Origin of the sequence: Haladaptatus sp. (assembly GCF_049589095.1) — an archaeon.
Taxonomy (GTDB): Archaea; Halobacteriota; Halobacteria; order Halobacteriales; family Haladaptataceae; genus Haladaptatus.
This window is the reverse complement of sequence record NZ_JBAWAC010000268.1, coordinates 1-5862: the sequence shown is the minus strand read 5'-3', so window position 1 is coordinate 5862 and position 5862 is coordinate 1. Positions and strand designations below refer to the sequence as shown.

Annotated in this window: 5 protein-coding genes and 1 pseudogene; 3 read left to right on the top strand and 3 right to left on the bottom strand. The window is 64.5% G+C overall.

Translation table 11 applies throughout. From position 1 onward, the window contains the following. The 3 genes and pseudogenes from WBV42_RS08710 to WBV42_RS08700 all read left to right on the top strand — a co-directional run. A pseudogene (locus tag WBV42_RS08710) lies at nucleotides 1–831 on the top strand (NADH:flavin oxidoreductase); the annotation flags it as partial. A 33-nt stretch (nucleotides 832–864) separates the two neighbouring features. Further along, complete coding sequence (locus WBV42_RS08705) at nucleotides 865–2685, top strand: DEAD/DEAH box helicase (protein WP_423985680.1); 1821 nt, start codon at nucleotides 865–867, stop codon at nucleotides 2683–2685. 49 nt (nucleotides 2686–2734) lie between these two features. Beyond that, complete coding sequence (locus tag WBV42_RS08700) at nucleotides 2735–2968, top strand: CDGSH iron-sulfur domain-containing protein (RefSeq protein WP_423985679.1); 234 nt, start codon at nucleotides 2735–2737, stop codon at nucleotides 2966–2968. 479 nt (nucleotides 2969–3447) lie between these two features. Here WBV42_RS08700 and thrC read toward each other — a convergent pair whose 3' ends face one another. Genes thrC through WBV42_RS08685 form a run of 3 tightly spaced genes read right to left on the bottom strand, consistent with a single transcriptional unit; the run spans nucleotide 3448 to nucleotide 5760 of the window. Beyond that, nucleotides 3448–4662 (bottom strand): threonine synthase, encoded by a 1215-nt coding sequence (gene thrC / locus WBV42_RS08695; RefSeq protein WP_423985678.1) that lies wholly within the window; start codon nucleotides 4660–4662, stop codon nucleotides 3448–3450. After that, nucleotides 4659–5420: an HpcH/HpaI aldolase family protein gene (locus WBV42_RS08690; protein ID WP_423985677.1), complete on the bottom strand. Its 762-nt coding sequence runs from the start codon at nucleotides 5418–5420 to the stop codon at nucleotides 4659–4661. The genes thrC and WBV42_RS08690 overlap by 4 nt, the downstream gene beginning before the upstream one ends. A gap of 58 nt (nucleotides 5421–5478) precedes the next feature. Then, nucleotides 5479–5760 (bottom strand): hypothetical protein, encoded by a 282-nt coding sequence (locus WBV42_RS08685; RefSeq protein WP_253228343.1) that lies wholly within the window; start codon nucleotides 5758–5760, stop codon nucleotides 5479–5481. Between the last annotated feature and the right edge of the window lie 102 nt (nucleotides 5761–5862).

The following is a 5862-nucleotide window of genomic DNA, read 5'->3' as shown; positions in this document are numbered from 1 at the left end:
GACGCGGGCTACGACGGGATTCACATCGCCGGGGCGAACATGGGCATCGTCCAGCAGTTCCTCTCGCCGTTCTACAACCGGCGCGACGACGAGTTCGGCGGATCGTTGGCCGCCCGAACGAGGTTCCTCGAAGTCGTGTACGACGAGATTCGGGAGCGCGTCGGTCCCGACGTGCCGATCATGACGAAAGTACCGGCCGAAACGACCGCCCCCGTTTTCGTCCGGCGACATCTCTCGCTGGAGGACGGGATTCGAATCTGCGACCGATTGGAGGCGGTCGGTTTCGACGCGGTCGTGCCGGTACAGGCCTCCGTGTTCTGGGACGCGAGCATCATCCGCGGGGCGTTCCCGGCCCGCGCGTGGCGCGACGAGCGGTTCCGCGAGGGGTACGAGGAGGCGTTCGGAAGCAAGCCGCGGGCGGCCGTCGTCGCCCTGCTCAACTGGCTCCAATCGTTGAAGTACGACTTCGACCCGGCGTGGAACCGGCCGTTCACCCGCCGCGTGGCGGAGCGGGTTTCGATCCCCGTGCTGGCCGAGGGAGGGATTCGAAATCGGCCGCAGATCGACCGACTGCTCGCGGACGGGTCCTGTGATGCGGTGGGGATGGGGAGGCCGTTCTACGCCGAGCCACGGCTCCCGGCGCGGATTTTGGAAGGGGAGAAAGTGGCCGTCGCCTGCGAGAACTGCAACAACTGCACCGTTCCGCAGGCGGCCGGTGCACGGGGGGTCTGTCGCACCCCGAGCGTGCTCGAACGGAGCGGAAAGCTACGGAAGGCGGGGGCCTACGAGCGAAACGGGAGCGAAACCGATGCCGACCGCACCGAGTCGTAACGGGTATTCGGGGTGGCATCCAAACGAAGGGCAGTGACCGACGACGAGCACGAGTACGAGATTTCGGACTTCTACGACGCCATCGAGGAAATCGGGCGGCCGGTGCTCACCGCCGACGAAGTCGCCCGCGTCCTCGACCGTTCACACGAGGACGCCAACCGCGCACTCGAACGACTGCGGGACGAGCGCGACGTGGCGCGCCTCGACGTGGAGAACGACCCGGTGGTCTGGTTCCCGACGGAGTGGGAGCGACTGGCCGACCGCGAGCGAATCGTGGTGTTCCCGAAGCGCCGCGAGATCGTCGCCGACCAGCCCGAACAGTTCACGCGAGCACAGCTCTCGCAGTTCGCCCACCTCACCGACACGACGCGGGCCGGGAGCTACAGCTATCAGGTTCGACAGGAGGACATCTGGTCCGCACCCTACGACTCGCTCGATAACCTGATGCGAACCGTCCGGCAGGTGCTCCCCGAACCGTCGCCGGATTTGGAGTCGTTCATCGAGGGGCAGTGGAAACGAGCGAAGCAGTTCCGCCTCTACACCCACGAGGACGGCTACGTCGTCCTGCAGGCCGCGAGCGACGACCTGATGGGGAACGTCGCCCGGCAGAAGTTGAACGATGACCACCTCCGAGCACCCATCGCCGACGACGAAAGCTGGGTGGCCGAGGACAAGGTCGCGGAAGTCAAGCGAATCCTGTACGAGGCGGGGTATCCCGTCCAGGACGAACGCGAGTTGGAGACGGGCGACGAACTGCCCGTCGAGTGCGCGCTCTCCCTGCGCGACTACCAGCGCGAGTGGGTCGAGGAGTTCATCGACCTGAAATCGGGTGTCCTCGTCGGCCCGCCCGGTAGCGGGAAAACGGTGGCCGCGATGGGCGTCCTCGAAGCCGTCTCCGGCGAGACGCTGATTCTTGTTCCCGGCCGCGAACTCGCCGGGCAGTGGCGCGACGAACTGTTGACCCACACGGACCTCACGCGCGAACAGGTCGGCGAGTACCACGGCGGCGAGAAGAACGTCCGCCCCGTGACGATTGCGACCTACCAAACCGCCGGGATGGACCGCCACCGACAGTTGTTCGACCAGCGACGCTGGGGACTCATCGTGTACGACGAATGTCAGCATATACCATCCAGAGTTTTCCGCCGGAGCGCGAACCTCCAATCGAAGCACCGCTTGGGGCTGTCCGCTACTCCGGTCAGGGAAGATGACAAAGAAAAGGACATCTTCACGCTCATCGGCCCCCCAATCGGAACCGATTGGGATGCGCTGTTCGAGGCCGGGTTCGTCGCGGAGCCGGAAGTCGAGATACGGTACGTCGGCTGGGACGAGGAGACCTATCAAGGCGAGTACGCCAACGCCGACGGGCGCGGCAAGCGCCAGATCGCGGCGACGAATCCCGCGAAACTGGAGGAGATTCGGTTCCTGCTCGCCGAGCATCCCGCCTCGAAGGCGCTGGTGTTCGTGGAGTACCTCGAACAGGGCGACCGGATCGCGGAGGCCCTGGACGTGCCGTTCCTGAGTGGACAGATGCGCCACCCGGAACGTGAGCGCCACCTGCAAGCGTTCCGCGACGGGCGGGAAGACACCCTCGTTATCTCCCGCGTCGGCGACGAGGGTATCGACCTCCCGGACGCGGAAATCGCCATCGTCGCGTCCGGTCTCGGCGGGTCACGGCGGCAGGGTGCACAACGCGCTGGACGGACCATGCGCCCCGCCGGACGCGCCCGGATGTACGTGCTGGCGACGCGCGGCACCCGCGAGGAGGAGTTCGCCCGTCAGCAGTTGCGCCATCTGGCGTCGAAAGGAATCCGGATTCAGGAAACCGTGCTGGACGAACGGGACGAGGAGTAGTCCAGAAGTCGGCGACGGGACTGAAGTACGGTCGGGCACAAGTCGAACCATGGCCCGCGAAGTGCGACACGATGCGACCGGTCCGCTGAAAGTGGACGAAGACGATTTCGACGACGAGAAGGGGAACATCGCCATCTGCATGTGCGGTCTCTCGTCGGAATACCCGTTCTGCGACGGCACGCACCGAACCACGAGGGACGAGGAGGCGGGGACAGTATATCGGTACGAGGACGGCGAGCGGCGCGAAATCGAGGAGATCGTCTACAAGGATAGCAGCGAATAGGGAAGGACACGACGAATAGCGGAGAATGCGACGAACGGACTCGGCAACAACGCCTAACCGGTTCGGTGGCGTGCTGGCGGTATGCATCTCGTGGGAATGGGACGGAAACTGGTGACGACCGCGATCGTCGTCGTCGTGATCGCCGGGATCGGTTTAGGTGGGGGGACGGCCGCGACCGGTAAACCGGCGGCAGTGGACGAAACACCGACAGCGGACGCCACGGCGCTCCAAACGGTCGCCGTGACCGCCGACATTGACTACTCCTGCCGGAACGTGACCGTCAGGGTCGAACCGAAGGACGTGCAGTACGACCTCGTCATCTATTACGAGGACACCGTCACGGGTCACCGAGGGAAGGCACTCGTCGGACCGATGAATGGGAAAACGGTCGAACCGTACGGGAACGGCATCGTGTTCACGAGTGTGGACGTGATGGTGAACGGCGCGACCATCGAAAGCGAGACGATACTGGCGAAGTGCTATCCTGACACCAAGGAGTCCACGCGCGACGGCAAGTCGTCGATCCGGACCGATTCGGGGCGGTCGGTCATGGACGAGCGTTCACGAAACCCGGTACCGGTCGCGATGGCGACGATAGATTCGCCGTGACCGATTTCGCCCGCCGAGGAAAGCCGACGGATTCCCGCGAGCGTCGTCGCGGAGGCGGGTTCGACGCACAGCCCCGCACGACGGGCGAGGTGACGTTTCGCATCGAGAATCGCATCGTCCTCGACCGAGAGCACTGCACCGCCCGTATCACGAACCGCCGCGAGGACTCGGTTGCCGCTCGGAGGAGACGCGTTGGCGATGGAATATGCCACGGTTTCGCCACCCTCGACGGATGCGACCTCGTTCGCTCCCTCCCGATACGCCCTCGCAATCGGGTCGCAAGCGGCGGCCTGCACGAAGTAGAGTCGCGGAAGCGACGCGGAATCCAGCAACCCCGCGCTCCGGAGTTCACGGAGGGCGTTCCAGATGGCGCTGGCGTGCCCGCCGCTGCTGACCGGCGCGACGATGGCATCCGGTACGGTCGAACCGGTTCCGTGCGCGGCGAACGATTCACAGATTTCGAGCGCCGTCGTCTTCTGGCCCGCGACCCGAAGCGGGGCGTCGGAGTTCACGAATCGAACGCCCGTGAAATCGTGACTCACGTCGTACAGTTGGCCGTAGTCACCTTCGACCTGCACGAGCGTCGGGCCGAACTGGGCGATGTGGGCGAGTCGTTCCGTCGGGATATCGTCGGGGACCAAGACGAGGCAGTTCAGGCCAGCGCTCGCGGCGGTCGCGGCCATGCTCATCGCCATATTGCCGTGCGAGACGGTTCCGACCCACTCGTCGTCCGTTTCGAGCGCACGGGCGACGCCGACAGCGCTCCCCCGGTCCTTGAAACTGCCCGTTGGATTGGCGCTCTCGTCCTTGATCCACAGAGAACACCCGGCGTACTCGTCCAACCGCGGCGTTCGAAGGAGAGACGTTCCGCCGACTGCCGAAATGATACCGGGAGTCGCCGACGGATGCCCGACCGGGAACAACGCCGAATACCGCCAGATGGAGGGATCCGAGACCGTCGGCCACGAAAAATCCGATGCATCAGTCTTCGGCCAGAGCGGTTCGCCACACGAACAGCGTGCGCGCGTTTCCGCGTTCACTTCGTTGCCACACCGATAGCAGGCGAGCGTCATCTCGGCCGTCATCGGATCGCGTCCTCGTAGCGTTCCTTGGCGTTCGTCGCACCCGAGAGCAAGTAGTCGGCGTCGATGCCGACGACCTGAAAGTCGAACCCGGCGTCGGCCCAGCGCTCCACGTCTTCGGATTCGAGCGCGATGGTGCCGACGGGGACGTCCGCCTCGTGACCCGCGGCCAAGACAGAGGAAATCTCGGTGTCGAGCGAGTCGGTGTCACCGAACCGACCGAGCGACGCGGAGAGGTCCGCCGGGCCGACGAACAGCGCATCGATACCCGCGACCGTGGCGATGTCGGCCACGTTTTCGACGCCGGTCGAGGATTCGATTTGGACGACGACGAGACGCTCGTCGTTCGCCCGTTCGAAGTATTCCGACAGATCGAGTCCGTACCGCGACGCCCGCGCTCCGGCGACTCCCCGGATCCCGTCCGGCGGGTAACGCGTCGCATCCGCGATGGTTAGGGCCTGATCGGCCGTCTCTACCATCGGGACGATAACACCGGAAACGCCGGTGTCGAGGACACGCTTGAGTCGGGCAGGGTCGTCGTCGGCCACGCGGACGAGTGGTTCGGTGTCGCCGCTCGCCGCATCCACTGCACGGGCGAGGGACTCGACCGTCTCCAGCGACATCGCCGTGTGTTCCGCGTCGATGACGACGAAATCGAAGCCGAGTTCGGCGCTCATCTCGGCGACCGCCGGATGGCCGATGGAAATCCACGATCCGACGGTGCGATCACCTGCACGAACTGCGTCCGCGAGTTGGCTCATGGGAATTCGAACGCGAAGGAGGGAAAAATAGGGTCCGGTCGGGGAAATTCGAGCCACCTCAGTCCGCGCCGGTCACGCTGTAGATGACGAACAGATAGCCGACCGTCGAGACGCCGTAGTTCACCGTCAAAAGCAGTCTGGTGTTGTGGAAATCCGTGAGAAACGCGCTGAAGGTGGTGGCGATTGCGGCCGCGACGAGAATCGAGAACCCGATCGAGAGGGCGAGCATCGACCGTCGGGAGGTCTGAAGGTAGGCACGCATCGCCAAACCGACCATCGTGAGGCCGGTCGCCGCGAGAACGATGCTGAGTAGTATGTAGGTGATTTCGATAGCTTGCATGGAAAGGCGCCTATGGCTGTCGTCATCTACAAATCAAGCAACTGATTTAAAATTATTCAATACGGTAGTTCAGTGAACTACCCCACCCTATCGCTCGCCTGA